Source organism: Staphylococcus sp. Ze2 (assembly GCF_048568365.1).
Taxonomy (GTDB): domain Bacteria; phylum Bacillota; class Bacilli; order Staphylococcales; family Staphylococcaceae; genus Staphylococcus; species Staphylococcus xylosus.
Map to the genome: position 1 here is coordinate 2210785 of NZ_CP183486.1, position 18790 is coordinate 2229574.

Sequence of the window (18790 nt, forward strand, 5' to 3'; positions counted from 1 at the left end):
AAATCATCTCATACATTTTCTAACCAACTAAAACCTATTAATTATTCATTAAAATTGATATTGTCTACAAGTTTATATTTCCAATGTATATTATATCCTATGTTTTAAAATAAATCATTTTTAATCAAATGACATAAATGTAACGTCTATACCTAAACCTTATCTAATCAAGTCTTAACTATCACGAATATCTTTATATTTTACTTCAAATTTGTAAATAACATATTGATAGTTGATATTTTTTAATTATAGTAATAAAATTATAAGTTATAGTACATTTTCTTCTTTACAAATATTTAACAAAGTTAAAAACTATAACAACTTCAAAAAAATGATAGTTATATGTACCAAATCTTATTACATGGGGAGCTCCAAACATGAATAAATTTTTAAAATATTTTTTAATATTCCTATCTTTACTTCTTGTGGTTGTTCCAGTGATATTTGCCGTTATACTATTAAAATCTTCTCAAGGTGCTTTTGAACATTCTTACAATGATCAAGATTCAGCGAGACAGTCTAACATTCGTGAATCAAAAGTTGATCCTTCAAAAGATCCTATCTCTATCTTATTCTTAGGTATTGATGATAATAGTGGTCGTGAAAAAAACGGGCAAAGTACTGAACAATCAAGATCAGATGCAATGATTTTCTCTACACTCAACACCGAGAAAGAACAAATAAGAATGTTAAGTATCCCACGTGATACTGTCAGTTATATCCCTAAAGTAGGTTATTACGATAAAATCGCTCATGCACATGCTTATGGAGGTCCAAAATCATCAATGGACTCTGTAGAAGCGACGTTAAATGTGCCTGTAGATTACTATGTAAGAATTAATATGGAAGCTTTTGTCGATGCTGTAAATGAACTTGGCGGTATCGAATACGATGTCCCTTATGACATTGACGAGCCAAATACTGATGATTCAGGGAAAATAAAAGTTAAAAAAGGTCACCAAAATTTAAATGGTGATGAAGCATTAGCCGTTGCGAGAACAAGACATCAAGATTCTGATTTAAAGCGTGGTCAACGTCAAATGGATTTAATAAAAAAACTATTTGCTAAAGCTCAAAAAGCAGATTCAATTAGTAAATTAGATGATGTTGTTGAAATTGTTGGTAAAAATGCCAAACACAATTTAAGTTACAAAGAAATTAAAGTACTTGCAACATCATATCTAAAAGATGATATTGATATTAAGAGTACGCAGCTAGAAGGTAAAGATGACTACTTAAATGGTATATACTATTACAATCCTGATATAAAAAATATTCAAGATACTTCAAATCTTTTGCGTGATGACCTAGAATTACCTAAAATAAAAGATAAGTTAGAATTTTTAAACCAACGTGTTATTGATTTTTATGGTACACTCATACCACAAACTGAGATAGATAGTTCATTGCTAAGAAAATCTCAGAACGACAGTACGAGTGATGATGATAATCAATCGTCAGATTCTAATGCTACTGATTCAAACAATCAAGAAAATAATAATAATGATAATAGCCAACAACCTGAAGCTAATCAATATGAAAATCAGCAAGACAATTCGAATCAACAAGACAATTCGAATCAACAAGATAATTCGAATCAACAAAATAGCGAACAAAACACACAACAACAGATTGATCCAAATCAGCAACAGCCTGATCCAAATCAACAACCAAATTCACAAGAAACACCTACAAATCAATATTAACTTTAGAGAGGAGCTCACTGTATGTCACGTAAAACATATGACAAACTTAACCAAATTAATGGTATGTTTAATGTATTAGAACAACAATTGATTCACAGCAAAGATATGGCACTTTTCAGGAATGAATTTTTCTACGTCAATCATGAACATCGGGAGAATTATGAAGCACTACGAATTTATTATAAAGATAGTGACAATAATCCAATTGTTGATGGTGCGTGTTATATTGTTGCGCTTCCAGAAATTTTTGAAAAAGTTGATGTTTTTGAATCAGAACTCCCCTTCACATGGGTTTATGACCAAAACGGCATTACAGAAACAATGAAACAAATTAGTGTGCCAATTCAATATCTAATTGCTGCTGCTTTAGAAGTAACTGATGTAAACTTGTTTAAACCCTCCGGCTTTGCCATGGGAATGAATAATTGGAACATCGCGCAAATGCGTATTTTTTGGCAATACACTGCAATTATTAGAAAAGAAGCGTTATAAATACATTACCCTACCATATAATTTATGGTAGGGTATTTTTAATAATAAAAAATTGAAATGAGGATTATTTATGTTTGAAATTGTTACAACTCAAAATATGATGGAAGAAGCTCACAATATACGAAAGAAAGTCTTTGTTGAAGAACAAGGTGTGCCTTTAGAAAACGAAATAGATCTATATGAAACTATTGCGACACATGTAATTGGCTATGACCAAAATAATGTGCCATTTGCTACTGGTAGACTACGTCCTATAGCTAATGGCGTAAAAGTAGAAAGAGTGGCTATTTTAGCTTCGCATCGTAATAAAGGTTACGGAAAATTGTTAATGGGATTTTTAGAAACTGTAGCAATAAATAAAGGTGATGAAAAGTTAATGCTCAATGCACAATGTCATGCACAATCATTTTATGAATCACTTGGGTATGAATCTTTTGGAGAAATTTTCATGGAAGAAAATATCAAACATATTGCAATGTCAAAAATAATATAATATTATTCGTCTTATTTTTACAGTAATATTTCATCTAAGTTTTGTAATATACTTCAGTGTGTATTTTTTCAATATATTGTGAATAAGGCGTTATAACGCTTTAAATAGTATGTTAAATCTTTCCCAAAACTTAATAAGATTAATTTTATATTACAAATCGGTAAAAACACGTCGCTCAATCCATAGTCGTATTATAATGAAATTAAATTTATAAAGTTAAAGGGGCAGTTTAATGGCTAAGAATAAAAACACTTATAAGGTACCTTCAATTATAGCACTTACATTAGCAGGTACAGCTTTGACAACTCATCACGCACAGGCGGCAGATAAAACACAAGATCAATCGCCTAACAAGAACTTTTTAAATGATGATAAAGCACTTAATCAAAGTGAAGAAATTAAGTCTGAAATCAGTAAATCAACAACAAATATTTCAGGAACACAAGTCTATCAAGACCCTACACAAATCAAACAGACATCTACAGATTTAGAATCAAACTATGATGCTCAAATTGATGAGTTAAACAGTCAAACCTCTAATCAAACGCCAACTCAAGATACATATAACCAAAATGGCGAAGATCAAGAAGCGCAACATGATGATAATCACAATGTAGAAACAAATCAAAACACTGTTGAAAGTGATGTTAATTCTGGTGAAACAACTAATAATGATAGCACGTCAGATAATATGACAGAACAAGATACTGATGCTAGTCAAAATAATAGCGCTGTTACTGATAAAGATGATGTTACTTCTGACGACAATCAAGATGTAGCTAAAGACAGCGACAATTCTGATACTACTTCTACTGTACAAGATACTGACGCTGTTAAAGAGGATAACACAGACACTTCTGATAAAGATGACGTTACTTCTAACGACGACAATCAAGATGTAGCTAAAGATAGTGACAATTCTGACGCTACTTCTAATGTACAAGATACTGACTCTAGTCAAGAGGATAACACAGACACTTCTGATAAAGATGATGTTACTTCTGACGACAATCAAGATGTAGCTAAAGTCAGCGACAATTCTGATACTACTTCTACTGTACAAGATACTGACGCTGTTCAAGAGGATAACACAGACACTTCTGATAAAGATGACGTTACTTCTAACGACGACAATCAAGATGTAGCTAAAGATAGTGACAATTCTGACGCTACTTCTAACGTACAAGATACTGACGCTAGTCAAGAGGATAACACAGACACTTCTGATAAAGATGATGTTACTTCTGACGACAATCAAGATGTAGCTAAAGTCAGCGACAATTCTGAGGCTACTTCTAATGTACAAGATACTGACGCTAGTCAAGAGGATAACACAGACAATTCTGATAAAGATGATGTTACTTCTGACGACAATCAAGATGTAGCTAAAGTCAGCGACAATTCTGACGCTACTTCTAATGTACAAGATACTGACGCTAGTCAAGAGGATAACACAGACACTTCTGATAAAGATGGCGTTACTTCTGACTACAATCAAGATGTAGCTAAAGATAGCGACAATTCTGACGCTACTTCTAATGTACAAGATACTGACGCTGTTCAAGAGGATAGCACAGACAATTCTGATACTACTCCTACTGTAAAAGATACTGACGCTGTTCAAGAGGATAGTACAGATGACTCTGATAAAGATGACGTTACTTCTGACGACAATCAAGATGTAGCTAAAGTCAGCGACAATTCTGACGCTACTTCTAATGTACAAGATACTGACGCTAGTCAAGAGGATAACACAGACACTTCTGATACTACTCCTACTGTAAAAGATACTGACGCTGTTCAAGAGGATAGCACAGATGACTCTGAAGCAGCGAATGTTGCTTTCTATAGTGCACAAGCGACACCTAAACTTAGAATGGCTAGAAGTGCTGATTCAACAGTCGCAACACGTTCTGCAATTACACAAGAAGCAACAACACGTTCAACATTACCAAAATATTCGCCAAAAGTAAGTTCTTCAATTAACAATTACATCCGTAAGAACAACTTTAAAGCACCTAGTTACGAACAAGACATAGCATCATATTTACCAAAGTATAATTATCGCTATGGTAAGCCAGAAGGTATCGTTATGCATGATACTGCAAATGATAATTCAACAATTACTGGCGAAATCAATTATATGAAGAATAATTATCAAAATGCTTTCGTACATGCCTATGTAGATGGTAACCGTATTATTGAAACAGCAAATACTGATTACTTAGCTTGGGGTGGCGGAGCTGTAGCTAACCAACGTTTCATACATGTTGAATTAGTTCATACTCATGACTATGATTCATTTGCACGTTCAATAAATAACTATGCTGATTATGCAGCAACAAATTTACAGTATTATGGTTTAGTCCCTGATAGTGCTGAATATGATGGAGCTGGAACTGTTTGGACGCATAAAGCCGTGAGTACTTACTTAGGTGGAACTGACCATACTGATCCTCATGGTTACTTAGCTGCACATAATTATAGTTACGATGAATTATACGACCTTATTTATGAAAAATACTTAATTAAGACAGGTCAAGCAGCTGCATGGGGCACATCTTCTTCAGGTAGTACGAGTGGAAATAACTCAAATAATACAGGTTCAAGCAATACTGGTGTAACTTCCCCTACTAAAACAGGTAGCGTAAAAGTTACAGCGAACAATGGCGTTGGACGAATTAATACTACTAACGATGGTTTATATACTACTGTATACGACCAAAATGGTAAGAAAACTGATCGTACAAACCAAACACTTAAAGTTACAAAATCAGCTACTTTAGGCAATGAAAATTTCTATTTGGTTTCTGATTTTAATAAAGGTACATTAATTGGTTGGGTACATCAAGGCGATGTTAATTATAATACTGCTAAAACAGCAACTAGCATCAATAAAACTTATCAAATCAAACCTGGAGAAACGATTTATACTGTTCCTTGGGGTACAAGTTCTCAAAAAGCAGGTACAGTTTCAGGGAAATCTACACAAACGTTTAAAGCAACAAAACAACAACAGATTGGTAAGACTAACTATATTTATGGAACTGTTAACAATTTAACTGGTTGGGTAAGCTTAAGTAAGTTATCTTCAACTAGTAATACAGCTACATCCCCTACTACAAATTCAGGGAAATTAACTGTAAATACACTTACAAATCAACAAGGTACTGTTGCCAAAAACAATCACGGCGTATATACAACTGTATATGATAAACAAGGTGTCCAAAAACCATATGTTAGTGGCCAAACATATAAACTAAGTAAAAAAGCAACACTAGGCAATAATGCATTTTACTTAATTACTGATAATAAAACCAATACTAATTTAGGTTGGATGCAAACTGGTGACATTACAGTTAAAGAAGTAGCAAAAAAAGCGACTACTAACCCAACACAAAGTGTAAATAAAATTGGTCAGTTAAACACTAAAAACCCTGGCATTAAAGCGACAGTTTATGATCAAAAAGGTAAAGACGCAACAAAACTAGCCGGAAAAACTTATAACGTTACAAAACAACGAACTGAAGGAAATAACACTTATGTATTAATACAAAATGTTAATCAAAATACGCCAATAGGCTGGATTAATACAAAAGATATTAATACTCGTAATTTAAGCCAAACTAATGCTAAAAATGGTCAATATACTGTTAAAGCAACTAATAATGGTCTATACGCAGTGCCGTGGGGTACAAAATCACAACAACTTGATAAACTAAATAACCTTAAAAATAATCAATTCAATGCATCTAAATCTGTCTATGTTGATAAAGACGAATACGTTTATGGTATTGTAAATAACAAAACTGGTTGGATAGCTGCTAATGATTTGAATAAGGTACAACCATCTAATAATGCTAATGTTACAAATTCACAAAGTGTTACTAAATCAGCTGTAACACCGTATAAATACGATTATGTGATTATTAATAGAAATGGTAACTATTATTTAGATCCTACATCTAAGACTGCATCAGGTTCACTTAAAGATTTCTATCAAAGTATTTTCACAGTATATGAAACTCAAGTGATTAATGGTACTACTTGGTATCATGGTAAACTATCTAATGGTAAAGTCGTTTGGATTAAAGAAGCTGATTTACGTAAAGAATTAGTAAAATACTATGATTCAGGCATTACTTTAGATCAAGCTGTTGCTATCCAAAAAGGATTAACTGCTAAACCACAAATTCAACATACACCTGGAAAATGGGAAGATGCTACAGCAAATGAAATCAAAAATGCTATGGACTCAAGTAAGTTAATAAAAGATGAAACTCAAAAATATCAATTTTTACGTTTAGATAAAACTCAAAACATTGGTGCAACTGATTTAGATAAATTACTTGTTGGCAAAGGTATTTTAGAAGGTCAAGGTGCGGCTTTTAGTGAAGCAGCTCAGACTTATGATATCAATGAAGTGTATTTAATCTCTCATGCACTACTTGAAACTGGTAATGGTACATCAAAACTTGCAAATGGTGGCGATGTTGTAGACGGTAAAGTTGTTACTGATGGTAAAAACAAATATTATAATATGTTTGGTATCGGCGCAGTTGATAGTGACGCTGTAAAACAAGGATTTATAACAGCTAAAAATAATGGCTGGGATACAGTTAAAAAAGCTATAGTTGGCGGTGCTAAATTTATATCTGAATCGTATATAGATAAAGGTCAAAACACACTTTATAAAATGCGTTGGAACCCTGAAAATCCAGGTGTTCACCAATATGCAACAGATGTAGCATGGGCCTCTCATAATGCTACTCGTATTAAAGGGTTCTACGATTCTATGGATAAACTAGGTAAATATTTCGACGTAGATACGTATAAATAGTATTAGTTTAAAATATTGAATCAATTAAAAGAAGCGTACTAATGACAATGCTTAACGCAAGTTATTGTCATTATGTACGCTTTTTTTTATTAATTATCTAATGCATATATACTTGATGTACATTTAACTTATATAATAATTGATTTAAATTTTCTATATCTTTAGATGTAAGGTTTTGACAACGCGCTTCAATCAAAGCTACTCTAACCTCATTAATTTGCTGTACTAATTCTTTCGCCTTATCTGTAACCATCAAATCCTTACATCTCATGTCTTTATTAGATTGCTTACTCGTTATATACCCCATATGACATAACTTTTTTATCCAACGTGAAACAATCGATTGTTCTTTATTAATTTTCATAGTCAAATCATACTGAGATAACACTTCATAGTTATATAATATTCTTAACATTTCTAATTGTTCAGAAGTCAAATCAGTTCTCTGACCAAATCTTCTACTTACTAAATTTAAATCATTACCTGTAAGTGTAATTAACTGTTCTAGTTGTTTGTACATGTTGCTCATCTCCACTATCATTAATTTAACTTAGATAAAACCATAAGTTTTTCACACAATTTTATTCCTTAATATTATAATAGCATCCGTCATTATATACAATAATAAAAGACAAATTGTACTCTTTTGTTGCATTTCTCATAGGTTTTATAATAGATTAGAACTAGTGTATATAAAATTTATCGTACTACTTAAAGGAGAAAACGAATGTCACAATTGAAAGAAAGAGATTACTTTTTCGATAATGCTAGAGCTGTGCTGATTTTTCTTGTAGTCTTTGGCCATCTATTACAGCCATATACAGAAGCCAGCCCTCATTTATCTTCATTGTATTTAACAATATACAGCTTTCATATGCCAGGATTTTTATTTATTTCAGGCTATTTTGCGAAAAAAGCAGGTCAAGCTGGGTATTTAGAAAAAGTATCAAAAAAACTATTAGTTCCATATGTTATATTCTTTGGCTTTTTCTCTGTTTACTATTACTTAACTGGTAAAGAAGATAGTGTTCAGTTTGATCCTTTTGATCCGGTGTTCGCGTTATGGTTTTTACTCACATTATTCTTTTTCCATGTCATATTAGTAATAGTTAAGGATTATAAACCGTATTATGTACTACCTATAGCAGTAATCATTTCAATATTCGCTGGCTATTCAGAGAATATTGACAATTACTTAAGCTTTTCTAGGACGATTATGTTTTTCCCAATATTCTATATAGGCTATTTATTTACAAATAAACATACACAGCTTTTAAGAAATAAAAAGTTTCTACCTATAGCTATCATCACTTTACTAGCCTTTTATGTTATATACACCTATCATCCGATTAACTCCAATTGGTTGTTAGGCGATTCGCCCTATATGTCACTTGAAGGAAAGCTAGATTTCTACAGCCCAATCAAGAGATTGTTATTATACTTCATCGTTTTAATTTCGATGTTTGCTTTCTTTAATTTAATACCTGAAAAAGAAAAGTTTTTTACGTATATAGGTCGTAGAACCATGCATGTATATTTGCTACATGGTTTATTCATTGGTTTTATCCGTGGTTTTGGGATATATCCATTTAAAGATCATATCAGTATCTTAACTTATCTTTATTTAGTTATCGTTACATCTATAATTGTGTATATATTAACAACCAGATTAGTATCTAAATGGACAAACCCAATTATAAATTTACAATCTCCTTATAAATTCAAAGGGTAAATAAGTATTAAACCGAATTGTATTGATTTTAAATATGTTATGATAAATATTGAAGTACTTCCAATCAATCTATACATACAATAAATACAATTCGGTATTTTTAATTTTTGAGGTGAAAATATAATGCAACTTTCATTAAATAACAATTCTAAACATTTAACAGCCCCTAGCATCCGTCAATTTTCAAATCGCATTAAAGGAATTGAAGATTGTATTAACCTAACTATAGGTCAGCCGGACTTCCCTATGCCTAAAGAAGTTAAAGCTGCTTACATAAATGCTATTAATGAAGATCAAACGAAATATTCACATAATAAAGGATTAATTGAAACAAGGCATGCTGTGAGCCAATATTTTGAGCAACGCTATGGCTTTACATATAATTCAGAAGAAATCATTATCACTAATGGTGCCAGTGAAGCCTTAGATACTGCTTTAAGAAGTATCATAGATGAAGGAGATGAAATATTAGTTCCTGGTCCAGTATATGCTGGCTACATTCCACTCATCAAGACACTTGGTGGTATACCAGTTTATATTGACACGACAATATCTGACTACAAAGTAACACCTGAAGCACTTGAAAAACATATAACCAAAAACACCAAAGCGATACTACTAAACTATCCTACTAATCCAACTGGTGTAATATTGTCTTACAATGAAGTACAAGCTATTGCTAATATATTGAAAGATAAAGAGATTTTTATTATTAGTGATGAAATCTATGCTGAAAATACTTTCACTGGTAAACATACTTCTTTTGCCGAATTTGAAGTAATTCGCGATCAATTATTACTTGTTGGCGGATTAAGTAAATCTCATTCTGCTACTGGCATACGCATTGGTTTTTTAATTGGACCAGAGTATTTAATTGAAAAATTAACTTTTATGCATGCTTATAACTGTATTTGCGCCAATGTTCCTGCTCAAATTGCATGTATCGCAGCTTTAAATGAAGGTTTAGAAGCGCCGCAATACATGAATGAAGCCTATATTGAGCGACGGGACTTTTTGATTAATAAATTAGAGTCAATGGGATTTGAACTAAATGCTAAACCTGAAGGTGCATTCTATATTTTTCCTAGTATCAAGAATTTTACTGACAATGACTTCGACTTTTGTGTAGATGTATTAGAAAATGCACATATCGCTATTGTTCCTGGTTCTGCTTTTACCGATCTTGGTAAAGGACACGTACGTATTTCTTATGCATATGAACTTGATGCATTAAAAGAAGCTATGAGAAGACTGGAACAATATTTAGCCCTAAATTATAATTCATAACAAAAACCACCAACTAAATGTAAGTTTGAAATATGCCCTTGAAATTTCTTTTTAATAATTGATCTGGTGTAGATAAACTTCAACATTGATGTTGGTGTTTTCATTTTTAAATCGATATAATTATTAATTTACTTTGTTGTACTTATTAAATATAACTTTCATTTCTAAAGTTGCTCACTCTCATCTTTAGTATAGATATTTTTCTCAGCAAACGTTCTTAATATTCGATAATAAGCTAATGAATCTTCTTTCTCCATATCAAATTGCTGAATCACTTCTTCTGAAATTTTAGAAAATTCTTCCTTTAACTTTATCCCTTTTGTAGTTAACATTACTTTCACTCTGCGTTCATCATCTTCTGTTCTAAGACGACGAATCAATTCTTTTTTCTCTAGCCTTTTAATGATTGGACTAATTGTTCCTGAATCTAAGTACAATTCATCACACAACGTTTTTATGTATACTGGAATTTCGTTTTCAATATACAGCAAAACAATATAGTTAGGAAAACTTATATCATATCGTTTCAAATACTTATTAAATCTATTTACAATATCTTTGCTTGTTATATAAAACAAGTAACACATTTCTTTTCTCATTTGATCATACATATCTGTTGTCATATTTTCCTCCTTATCCCTTCTCAATTATAATATTAATCTAGGTTTTAATTTTAGTCAAATACAATAATTAAGTGTAAAAAAGTTTTCACATTAAAAATTTAACACTATATATTAGAGAGAGATTAGATTTATATTAACTTATCTATAATTTTTTGTATCTCTTATCATGTTACGTTGATAAAGTTAATAGTAAATAAATTTTTAACTTATATCACTTTTCTTAATAATATGTATCGTTTTACCTTTTTTACAAAAAAACTAGGTGAGGGATAGCCTCACCTAGTTAATCGGAATCTCATTATTGATTTTTAGTATTACTTTTCATTCAAATTCTATGGGAATTTTGGAAATTGGTCAAAGTCTGGATCGCGTTTTTCTTTAAACGCATCTCTGCCTTCTTTTGCTTCATCTGTTGTATAGTAAAGTAAAGTAGCATCACCAGCCATTTGTTGAAGTCCAGCTAAACCATCAGTGTCTGCATTCATAGCTGCTTTCAAGAATCTTAAAGCCGTTGGTGAATGTTGTTTCATTTCTTGACACCATTGTACTGTTTCATCTTCAACTTGATCTAATGGAACGACAGTATTTACTAAGCCCATGTCTAAAGCTTGTTGAGCATCATATTGACGACATAAGTACCAAATCTCGCGAGCTTTTTTGTGTCCTACTATACGAGCTAAATAACCTGAACCGTAACCAGCATCAAATGATCCAACTTTAGGGCCAGTTTGGCCAAAGATTGCATTGTCTGCTGCGATTGTTAAGTCACAAACGACGCTAAGTACATGCCCTCCGCCGATTGAATAACCTCTCACCATTGCAACTACAGGTTTAGGAATAACACGGATAAGTCTTTGTAAGTCTAATACATTTAAACGAGGAATTTGATCATCGCCTACGTAACCACCGTGGCCACGTACTTTTTGATCCCCTCCTGAACAAAATGCTTTGTCCCCTTCACCAGTTAAGATAATAACAGAAACACGTTGGTCATCACGCGCTCTTGTAAACGCGTCTATCATTTCTTGTACTGTATTTGGTGTAAATGCGTTACGAACCTCAGGACGATTAATCGTTACTTTTGCAATACCGTCATATATTTCATATTTAATTTCTTTATATTCTTTAATTGTTTCCCACTGTCTAGTCATTTTGCTCCTCCTTATGAATAAAACCTAATACTATTCTATCAAATTCTGCAAATTCTTCCACATGTACTGTATGACCACTTTGTTCTACTTCATTTAACTCCGAGTTATGAATCATAGTTTCCATTTGTTTAGCAATCTTACAGAATTTACCATCTAGAACACCTACTATAATACAAGTCGGTACTTTAATTTCCTTTAACTTTGGCCATAAATTAGGCATTTGTCCAGTACCGTAATCACGCAATGCCTTCGCTAAACGCAATGGATTTTGACGTAAGCGCATATCACGTATTTCTTTCTTAATAGATTTATCTAATTCATGCTGTGTATAGAAAAGCGGTAACTTTTCCCAATCATTAACAAAAATTTCTAAACCTGCAATTTCTAGTACTTTAGCTCTAGCCTGATCAACCAATTGCCTTTCATTACGGTCTTCTAATTCTTTAATTCCTGGTGATGTACTTTCTATAATCAATCCTGCTAAAGCGACTTGCCCTTCAATTCCATAATACAATGCAATTCTACCACCCATTGAATAACCGTGTAAAAACAATTGATAGCTTTGGAATGTTTTTAATAGCTCATCTAACTGGTCTGTAATAAATGGGAAATTCCATGTTTGATTTATATCTGAGTCATCTTGGCCGTGTCCAGGTAAATCTACAGTTAAAATATTCAACTTTTCTTGCAAGACATGCACATGTTTACTAAAAGCCTGTTGGTCACTGATAAACCCATGTAACATAACCAATAATTCATCTGTATCGCATTTTGATTGATAAAATTTATAATTTAACATTAACAATATCACTCAACTTTTTATAGAGTTTTAGATGCTGTTGTTTATTTTCTTCACGTTGTGTAATTATTTCGTAAATATGTGCACCAAATTTTGATAAATCAGCATATTTAAACGCTTCGATTGATTCATATCTATCAAATGCAAAATCATATAGCAAAGCTGTATGTTCAAAATTAAGTCCTGTTGGTGTACCAAACAAGCGTTCAAAATAATCTTCAGCTGATTCCTTTTGAGGTAAATATGAAAAAATGCCACCACCATCATTATTGAGTAGAACAATATTTAAATTAATATCATTCAATTTAGACATTAATAAGCCATTCATATCGTGATAAAACGCTAAATCTCCTATTAATAGAGTTACTTTTTTATGAACTGCCATGCCTAATGCTGTTGATATTACCCCATCGATACCGTTTGCGCCGCGGTTCGCAAATACTTCCGCATCACAATCGATAAAGAGATTATCAACATCACGGATTGGCATACTATTACTAACAAACAAGGCATCTGAAGTTGTTAATTTGTCTAATACATTCGCGACGTATGCAGCTTCATCTGTTGCCGTTCTTACATAATCTCTAATCTCAACAATAGCATGTTTCTCTAATGTCTGCCATTTCTCTAACCAACGCTTACGTTCGACAATTGGCGTTTCTGACAATTGTCTAAAGAAATCATTGGCTGACATTTCATAGGAAACATGTGGTGTGATTGGAAATGCATCCGGTTTATCATTATTTTGAATTAAAATTTGAAATGCTTCTGTTTCTTTTAACCATTGATTTAATTTTTTAGAAACAACTGGTTTACCAACTCTAATAATAAAATCAATATCTAACTGTAACCCTGCTCTAAATAATAAGTCATAGCTCGTCACAACATTAGGATGATGTTCACGTCTTAGTTGACTCAATGGATCAGCTAATATTGGTACATCATGTATCGTTGAAAAAGTTAGCACTTGATCAATATCTTGATGTTGCATGTCTCCAACGATAATCAAGCCCTTACTCTTTTTAATAATCGAACTAATTTCATTTAAACTAGTTGTTTTTTGATAATGTGGTAAGATTTTCATATCTGATGTTAACCATTCAACCTTCTCCATATTTGGAATTAATGGTTCTCTGAATGGTAAATTTAAATGAATTGGACCACGATGCGGTCCATATAAAAATTGACTCGCTTTTTGCAGTTGGAATTTGACGGTTTTCGTCATAAAATCTTCCGCTTCATTCGTATCAACTATTGGAAAATCAAATTGATATTGCACATAATTTTGAAACATATTCGTTTGGTTGATCGCTTGAGGCGCACCAATATTTCGGAGTTCATGTGGGCGATCACTTGTAAGCACTACTAAAGGTAAATGACTTAAACTACTCTCTGAAACAGCGGGTGTATAGTTTGCAGCAGCGCTACCTGAGGTACACAGAATAGCAACTGGACGTTCGCTTCCTTTCATTAATCCCATAGCAAAAAACGCAGCACTTCTTTCATCTGGATGAATCCAAGATTTTAATTTAGGATGTGCCTCAACTGCAATTGCCAATGGTGTTGACCGTGAACCTGGGCTTATTACTACTTCTCTTATGCCATAAGCATATAATTCTGAAACAAAAGTAAATACTTGTTTCGTTAGTGCATCTGTATGATTATTCATATTCCTCGACTCCTAAAGCTTTCATCATAGGGTTAAATTTAACTGCCGTCTCTTCTACTTCACTATCTGCATCAGAATCACTCACAATACCACAGCCGGCATACAATGTGGCTTGGTTGTTTTTAATCAACATCGAACGAATTGCCACAATAAACTCACAGTTGTCATACATATCAATATAACCGACTGGTGCGCCATAAAGTCCGCGTGTACCGAATTCATTTTGTTCAATATATTCTAATGCTTCAACTTTCGGATAACCTCCTAATGCTGGTGTCGGGTGCAGATTATCCAATAAGCCTATATAAGATTCATATTTTAATTGACCTTTTATTTTTGTATATAAATGATATAAATGGTCATTTGTTAATATTTGTGGTTCTTCGTTATAAGCAACGTCTTCTACATAAGGTGATATATCATTTAATATACTTTCAACAACAAAGCGATGTTCATTCAAATTCTTTTCATCATTTAAAAAAGCTTGGATATTTTCATTATCTAATTCACCTTGATGTGTGCGTTTTATCGTCCCCGCCACTGCTTTCGTCGATAGTATTTCATCATTTATTTCCATTAATTGTTCTGGTGTCTGTGAAAAGAAAACACTATCTTGTGACTCTAAAATAAATAAATAACTATTATGTTCTCCTTGAGAAGCCTTTTTCAAAATATAAGGTATTTTAATCTGTTTATCAAAGATTATTAAACGTTTTCTCGCTAATACAATTTTTTTATTTTCATCTAATATGTCAATCGTATCTTTTACTAAATCACGCCACTCATCTTTATATATGTCTTCAATACGCTTAATATCCCCTATTTCAAAGTCAGGATAAATATTTGTTTGAGTTAATTTATCTATAATCGATACAAACGTACCAATTTCAAATTGATCTGCTTTCACTGTATAAGTTATATAGGTATATCCTTGCTCCATTGTTACTAATACTTCAGGTAAGATAAAATGATTAATACCAAATTCGCGCCATTCATCACCAGATTTATGCGTAGAGAACTGGAAGCCTCCACATATTTTCAAATGATGTTTATCAGAATTTGGATGAATTAATTCAATGTCATTTTTATATTTTTCCCATTCACGGAAAATAGATTGTTTATTTTCAAAATCATTTTTAAATCTTGTAATAGCATGATAGCCAAAGAATGAAGTTTCGTTGTCATTTTTCTTAAAATAAAAACGGTCTCCCGCACAATCTTCCGTTATATGAAATAATATTGTAGGATCTAATTCATAATTCAATTTTGCTTCTACAGAGACCCAAGTATGATTACTTTCGTATACCGCTTCGACAATTTCACTTTCCTTGACGTCAAAAGTCATCTATTTCACTTCTTTCATTTATCAGTTTGTACTCATTATGATATTGTACCACTTTTCACAATGTGTGTATGGTTTCTAGCTTATTTCATTCATACATTTTTACGTAATTTGACCTTTCTAACTTCTTCCATTAAAATATATTTGATAAAAAATATTATAAATTAAAAGAATACGAGGTAAATCATTATGGCATCTCAATATCAACAATATTCTACTGTCAAAAAATACTGGCAGTTAATGCGACCACATACTTTAACTGCTGCAGTGGTGCCTGTACTTGTCGGTACTGCTACTTCAAAAATCTTTATCCTTGGTAGTGAAAACCAACTAAATCTTAGTGTTTTTCTAGCAATGTTAATCGCATGCTTACTCATTCAAGCTGCAACAAATATGTTTAATGAATATTATGATTTTAAGAAAGGACTCGACGATCACACTTCTGTAGGTATTGGTGGTGCAATCGTTAGAAATGGCATGAGTCCTAAGTTAGTCTTGAACTTAGCCATTGCATTTTATATCATAGCTGCAATACTAGGCATATTTATTGCCATACAAAGTTCATTTTGGTTATTACCTATTGGTCTTGTGTGCATGGCTGTTGGATATTTATATACTGGTGGTCCATTCCCCATTTCATGGACTCCTTTTGGCGAATTATTTTCAGGCGTATTCATGGGTATGATTATCATTTTAATTTCTTTTTTCATTCAAACAGGTAATTTACAAAGCTTAGTTGTTTGGATAAGCATCCCAATCGTTATTACTATCGGGTTAATTAATATGGCGAACAATATCCGTGACCGTGTTAAAGATAAAGAAAGTGGTCGTAAAACGCTACCTATCTTACTTGGCAAAAATAATTCTATTCGTTTCTTAGCACTAATGTATATTGTCGCTTATATACTAGTTATATATATCACTTTCTTCCAACCTGGTGGTTCAATCTTTTATTTACTAGCATTGTTATCATTCCCTATGCCTATTAAAGCAGTGCGTAGGTTCAAGAAAAATGACACACCACAAACAATGATGCCTGCCATGGCCGCAACTGGTAAAACTAACACGTTCTTCGGTTTATTATATGCGCTAGGTATTTATATCAGTGCAATATTAGGCGGTATTTAATAAAGTACGTTTTATGTTAAATCCCTATTAAATATACTTTATTATCGACCTTCATTAAATGAAGGTCGATTTTTTATTGTTTTTTATCACTGATTGGTAAGATCATGTGATAATGCATATGACCATATAAGTCAAACTCGCTAACAATTTGGAATCCTAGTTTTTTATAAACGTAAAGTGCCCCATCATTATGAACATCACAATTTAAACTCCACTTTTTATCACTGTATGCCTCTATAACATGTTGTACTAACTGCGTTGCTACACCTCGACCGCGATATTGAGGGAAAGTCGCAACAGTTTCGATATACCATTCATCATCATTCGCTTCTTTCATCGGCATAGGAGTTCCGTATGCACGAATATCATCATCTAGATCCATATCCAACCATGCCTGTTCAAGCGCAATTTCTTTGTCCCCAGGATATGCGATTAAGCAACCAGCTACCTCGCCTTCTATTTCATAGACCCACGTGTTACTATAATGTCCTCTATAAGGTACTTCAATCATACTCTGTTCCATAATTTTAAGCAGTCGTGATTTATCTATATCTTCAACCATTTGTATATCAAGTTCACTCCAAATGATATAACATAGTTCAGCAATTTTCGGTGTATCACTTGGTTTTGCTTTTCTAATCATCAGTAACGCTCCCCTTATTCATAAGTTCTTTGATTCTATTATATACGAATCAACTGAAAAATTCGAAGTAATCATGATACTACATACTGATTTTTATAGGAACAATAGTTTTTTATTGTTGTAAACTTAGATTTAAGAGATAATTAAAGCAATTAATTTAATACGAAAGGATATGGGCACATGAAAGTAAACAAAGTAATCTATGTTGTACTCGCATTCATATTAGGTTGGTGCGGAATCCATAAGTTTTACTCTAATCAACTTTTACAAGGCATTATCCATCTCATTTTCTTCTGGACGGGGATTCCATATATTATTGCAATAATAAGTGGAATTATTACTATTTTCTTTCATAAGGCTGATGAAGATGGTTTAATTACTTTTGAAAAATAATACGCATTGTAGAAAATAATTCATAAATTTACAAAAACATCTATATTTCACTTAGAACAGGGTAAAGAAAATATAATCCAAATTAAAATTTCGAATTGTAACTTAGGAGGTTTAAAATGAAAAATATAATTCAACGCATATTTAGAGCATTAGCTGTAGGCTATATTGTTAGAGCGATTAGAAATCTAATAAGTAAAAAATAAAAACTATCTCATTATATAATTAGCCACTTAATAAAAGTGCAGTATACAAATTATCAAAATAGAAGGGAGTGAGACATTATTTAAAGTCTCACTCCCTTCTTTAATTTGCGTGTAATAAGTCTCTCATAAAATTAATCCTAAAATCGCCATATAAACAATCATTACTTTTTTGAATTAAAATACTCCTCTAAAGGTAGTTTACTTTTGCATTTGAAGTAACTACCCTTAGAGGAGTTTAATATTTATATAAAAGTTCTAAGACATGTACTAAAAAATGTTTGTCATTAAG

The 18790-nt window shown here is 32.3% G+C and carries 15 protein-coding genes; 8 read left to right on the forward strand and 7 right to left on the reverse strand.

The window, feature by feature from the left end:
* Positions 1-377 precede the first annotated feature (377 nt).
* From ACM591_RS10395 to ACM591_RS10410, 4 genes are all read left to right on the forward strand, one after another.
* A complete protein-coding gene (locus tag ACM591_RS10395) occupies positions 378-1706 on the forward strand; it encodes an LCP family protein (RefSeq protein WP_326025696.1) in 1329 nt (442 codons plus the stop codon).
* Positions 1707-1727: 21 nt separating this feature from the next.
* On the forward strand, positions 1728-2198 hold the full coding sequence (locus tag ACM591_RS10400) for a DUF2538 family protein (RefSeq protein ID WP_017724104.1): 471 nt from the start codon (positions 1728-1730) through the stop codon (positions 2196-2198).
* A gap of 70 nt (positions 2199-2268) precedes the next feature.
* Positions 2269-2691, forward strand: coding sequence for a GNAT family N-acetyltransferase (locus ACM591_RS10405; protein ID WP_326025695.1), 423 nt, complete (start codon positions 2269-2271; stop codon positions 2689-2691).
* Between the two features lie 232 nt (positions 2692-2923).
* A complete protein-coding gene (locus ACM591_RS10410; RefSeq protein WP_418354376.1) occupies positions 2924-7531 on the forward strand; it encodes a GW dipeptide domain-containing protein in 4608 nt (1535 codons plus the stop codon).
* 97 nt (positions 7532-7628) lie between these two features.
* Here ACM591_RS10410 and ACM591_RS10415 read toward each other — a convergent pair whose 3' ends face one another.
* Positions 7629-8051, reverse strand: coding sequence for a MarR family transcriptional regulator (locus ACM591_RS10415; protein WP_029379110.1), 423 nt, complete (start codon positions 8049-8051; stop codon positions 7629-7631).
* Between the two features lie 207 nt (positions 8052-8258).
* On the opposite strand from ACM591_RS10415, the gene ACM591_RS10420 reads away from it, so the two are divergent.
* Positions 8259-9263 carry an acyltransferase family protein gene (locus ACM591_RS10420; RefSeq protein ID WP_029379111.1) on the forward strand — a complete coding sequence of 335 codons (1005 nt, stop codon included), beginning with the start codon at positions 8259-8261 and terminating at the stop codon, positions 9261-9263.
* 123 nt (positions 9264-9386) lie between these two features.
* On the forward strand, positions 9387-10550 hold the full coding sequence (locus tag ACM591_RS10425; RefSeq protein WP_326025693.1) for an aminotransferase class I/II-fold pyridoxal phosphate-dependent enzyme: 1164 nt from the start codon (positions 9387-9389) through the stop codon (positions 10548-10550).
* Between the two features lie 164 nt (positions 10551-10714).
* On the opposite strand, the gene ACM591_RS10430 is transcribed toward ACM591_RS10425, so the two are convergent.
* The 5 genes from ACM591_RS10430 to ACM591_RS10450 form a co-directional block, all read right to left on the reverse strand.
* Complete coding sequence (locus tag ACM591_RS10430; protein WP_029379113.1) at positions 10715-11173, reverse strand: MarR family winged helix-turn-helix transcriptional regulator; 459 nt, start codon at positions 11171-11173, stop codon at positions 10715-10717.
* A gap of 332 nt (positions 11174-11505) precedes the next feature.
* Positions 11506-12324 (reverse strand): 1,4-dihydroxy-2-naphthoyl-CoA synthase, encoded by an 819-nt coding sequence (menB, locus tag ACM591_RS10435; protein WP_029379114.1) that lies wholly within the window; start codon positions 12322-12324, stop codon positions 11506-11508.
* Positions 12317-13123 carry a 2-succinyl-6-hydroxy-2,4-cyclohexadiene-1-carboxylate synthase gene (menH, locus tag ACM591_RS10440; RefSeq protein WP_029379115.1) on the reverse strand — a complete coding sequence of 269 codons (807 nt, stop codon included), beginning with the start codon at positions 13121-13123 and terminating at the stop codon, positions 12317-12319. The genes menB and menH overlap by 8 nt, the downstream gene beginning before the upstream one ends.
* Positions 13110-14792: a 2-succinyl-5-enolpyruvyl-6-hydroxy-3-cyclohexene-1-carboxylic-acid synthase gene (gene menD / locus ACM591_RS10445; protein WP_081224914.1), complete on the reverse strand. Its 1683-nt coding sequence runs from the start codon at positions 14790-14792 to the stop codon at positions 13110-13112. Before menD ends, menH begins: the two co-directional genes overlap by 14 nt.
* A complete protein-coding gene (locus ACM591_RS10450) occupies positions 14785-16137 on the reverse strand; it encodes an isochorismate synthase (protein WP_081224913.1) in 1353 nt (450 codons plus the stop codon). The genes menD and ACM591_RS10450 overlap by 8 nt, the downstream gene beginning before the upstream one ends.
* A gap of 186 nt (positions 16138-16323) precedes the next feature.
* Between ACM591_RS10450 and ACM591_RS10455 the strand changes: the two genes are divergently transcribed.
* Positions 16324-17262, forward strand: a complete 939-nt coding sequence (locus ACM591_RS10455; protein ID WP_029379118.1) for a 1,4-dihydroxy-2-naphthoate polyprenyltransferase — start codon at positions 16324-16326, stop codon at positions 17260-17262.
* Between the two features lie 73 nt (positions 17263-17335).
* Here the strand turns inward: ACM591_RS10455 and ACM591_RS10460 are convergent, their stop codons facing one another.
* Positions 17336-17905 carry a GNAT family N-acetyltransferase gene (locus tag ACM591_RS10460; RefSeq protein ID WP_029379119.1) on the reverse strand — a complete coding sequence of 190 codons (570 nt, stop codon included), beginning with the start codon at positions 17903-17905 and terminating at the stop codon, positions 17336-17338.
* 180 nt (positions 17906-18085) lie between these two features.
* On the opposite strand from ACM591_RS10460, the gene ACM591_RS10465 reads away from it, so the two are divergent.
* Positions 18086-18298 carry a TM2 domain-containing protein gene (locus tag ACM591_RS10465; protein WP_029379120.1) on the forward strand — a complete coding sequence of 71 codons (213 nt, stop codon included), beginning with the start codon at positions 18086-18088 and terminating at the stop codon, positions 18296-18298.
* Positions 18299-18790 lie beyond the last annotated feature (492 nt).

Bases quoted from the DNA above. Each gene is read 5' to 3' on its own strand.
- ACM591_RS10395 (WP_326025696.1), top strand. From the start codon at position 378: ATGAATAAATTTTTAAAATATTTTTTAATATTCCTATCTTTACTTCTT.
- ACM591_RS10400 (WP_017724104.1), top strand. From the start codon at position 1,728: ATGTCACGTAAAACATATGACAAACTTAACCAAATTAATGGTATGTTT.
- ACM591_RS10405 (WP_326025695.1), top strand. From the start codon at position 2,269: ATGTTTGAAATTGTTACAACTCAAAATATGATGGAAGAAGCTCACAAT.
- ACM591_RS10410 (WP_418354376.1), top strand. From the start codon at position 2,924: ATGGCTAAGAATAAAAACACTTATAAGGTACCTTCAATTATAGCACTT.
- ACM591_RS10415 (WP_029379110.1), bottom strand. From the start codon at position 8,051: ATGTACAAACAACTAGAACAGTTAATTACACTTACAGGTAATGATTTA.
- ACM591_RS10420 (WP_029379111.1), top strand. From the start codon at position 8,259: ATGTCACAATTGAAAGAAAGAGATTACTTTTTCGATAATGCTAGAGCT.
- ACM591_RS10425 (WP_326025693.1), top strand. From the start codon at position 9,387: ATGCAACTTTCATTAAATAACAATTCTAAACATTTAACAGCCCCTAGC.
- ACM591_RS10430 (WP_029379113.1), bottom strand. From the start codon at position 11,173: ATGACAACAGATATGTATGATCAAATGAGAAAAGAAATGTGTTACTTG.
- menB (WP_029379114.1), bottom strand. From the start codon at position 12,324: ATGACTAGACAGTGGGAAACAATTAAAGAATATAAAGAAATTAAATAT.
- menH (WP_029379115.1), bottom strand. From the start codon at position 13,123: ATGTTAAATTATAAATTTTATCAATCAAAATGCGATACAGATGAATTA.
- menD (WP_081224914.1), bottom strand. From the start codon at position 14,792: ATGAATAATCATACAGATGCACTAACGAAACAAGTATTTACTTTTGTT.
- ACM591_RS10450 (WP_081224913.1), bottom strand. From the start codon at position 16,137: ATGACTTTTGACGTCAAGGAAAGTGAAATTGTCGAAGCGGTATACGAA.
- ACM591_RS10455 (WP_029379118.1), top strand. From the start codon at position 16,324: ATGGCATCTCAATATCAACAATATTCTACTGTCAAAAAATACTGGCAG.
- ACM591_RS10460 (WP_029379119.1), bottom strand. From the start codon at position 17,905: ATGATTAGAAAAGCAAAACCAAGTGATACACCGAAAATTGCTGAACTA.
- ACM591_RS10465 (WP_029379120.1), top strand. From the start codon at position 18,086: ATGAAAGTAAACAAAGTAATCTATGTTGTACTCGCATTCATATTAGGT.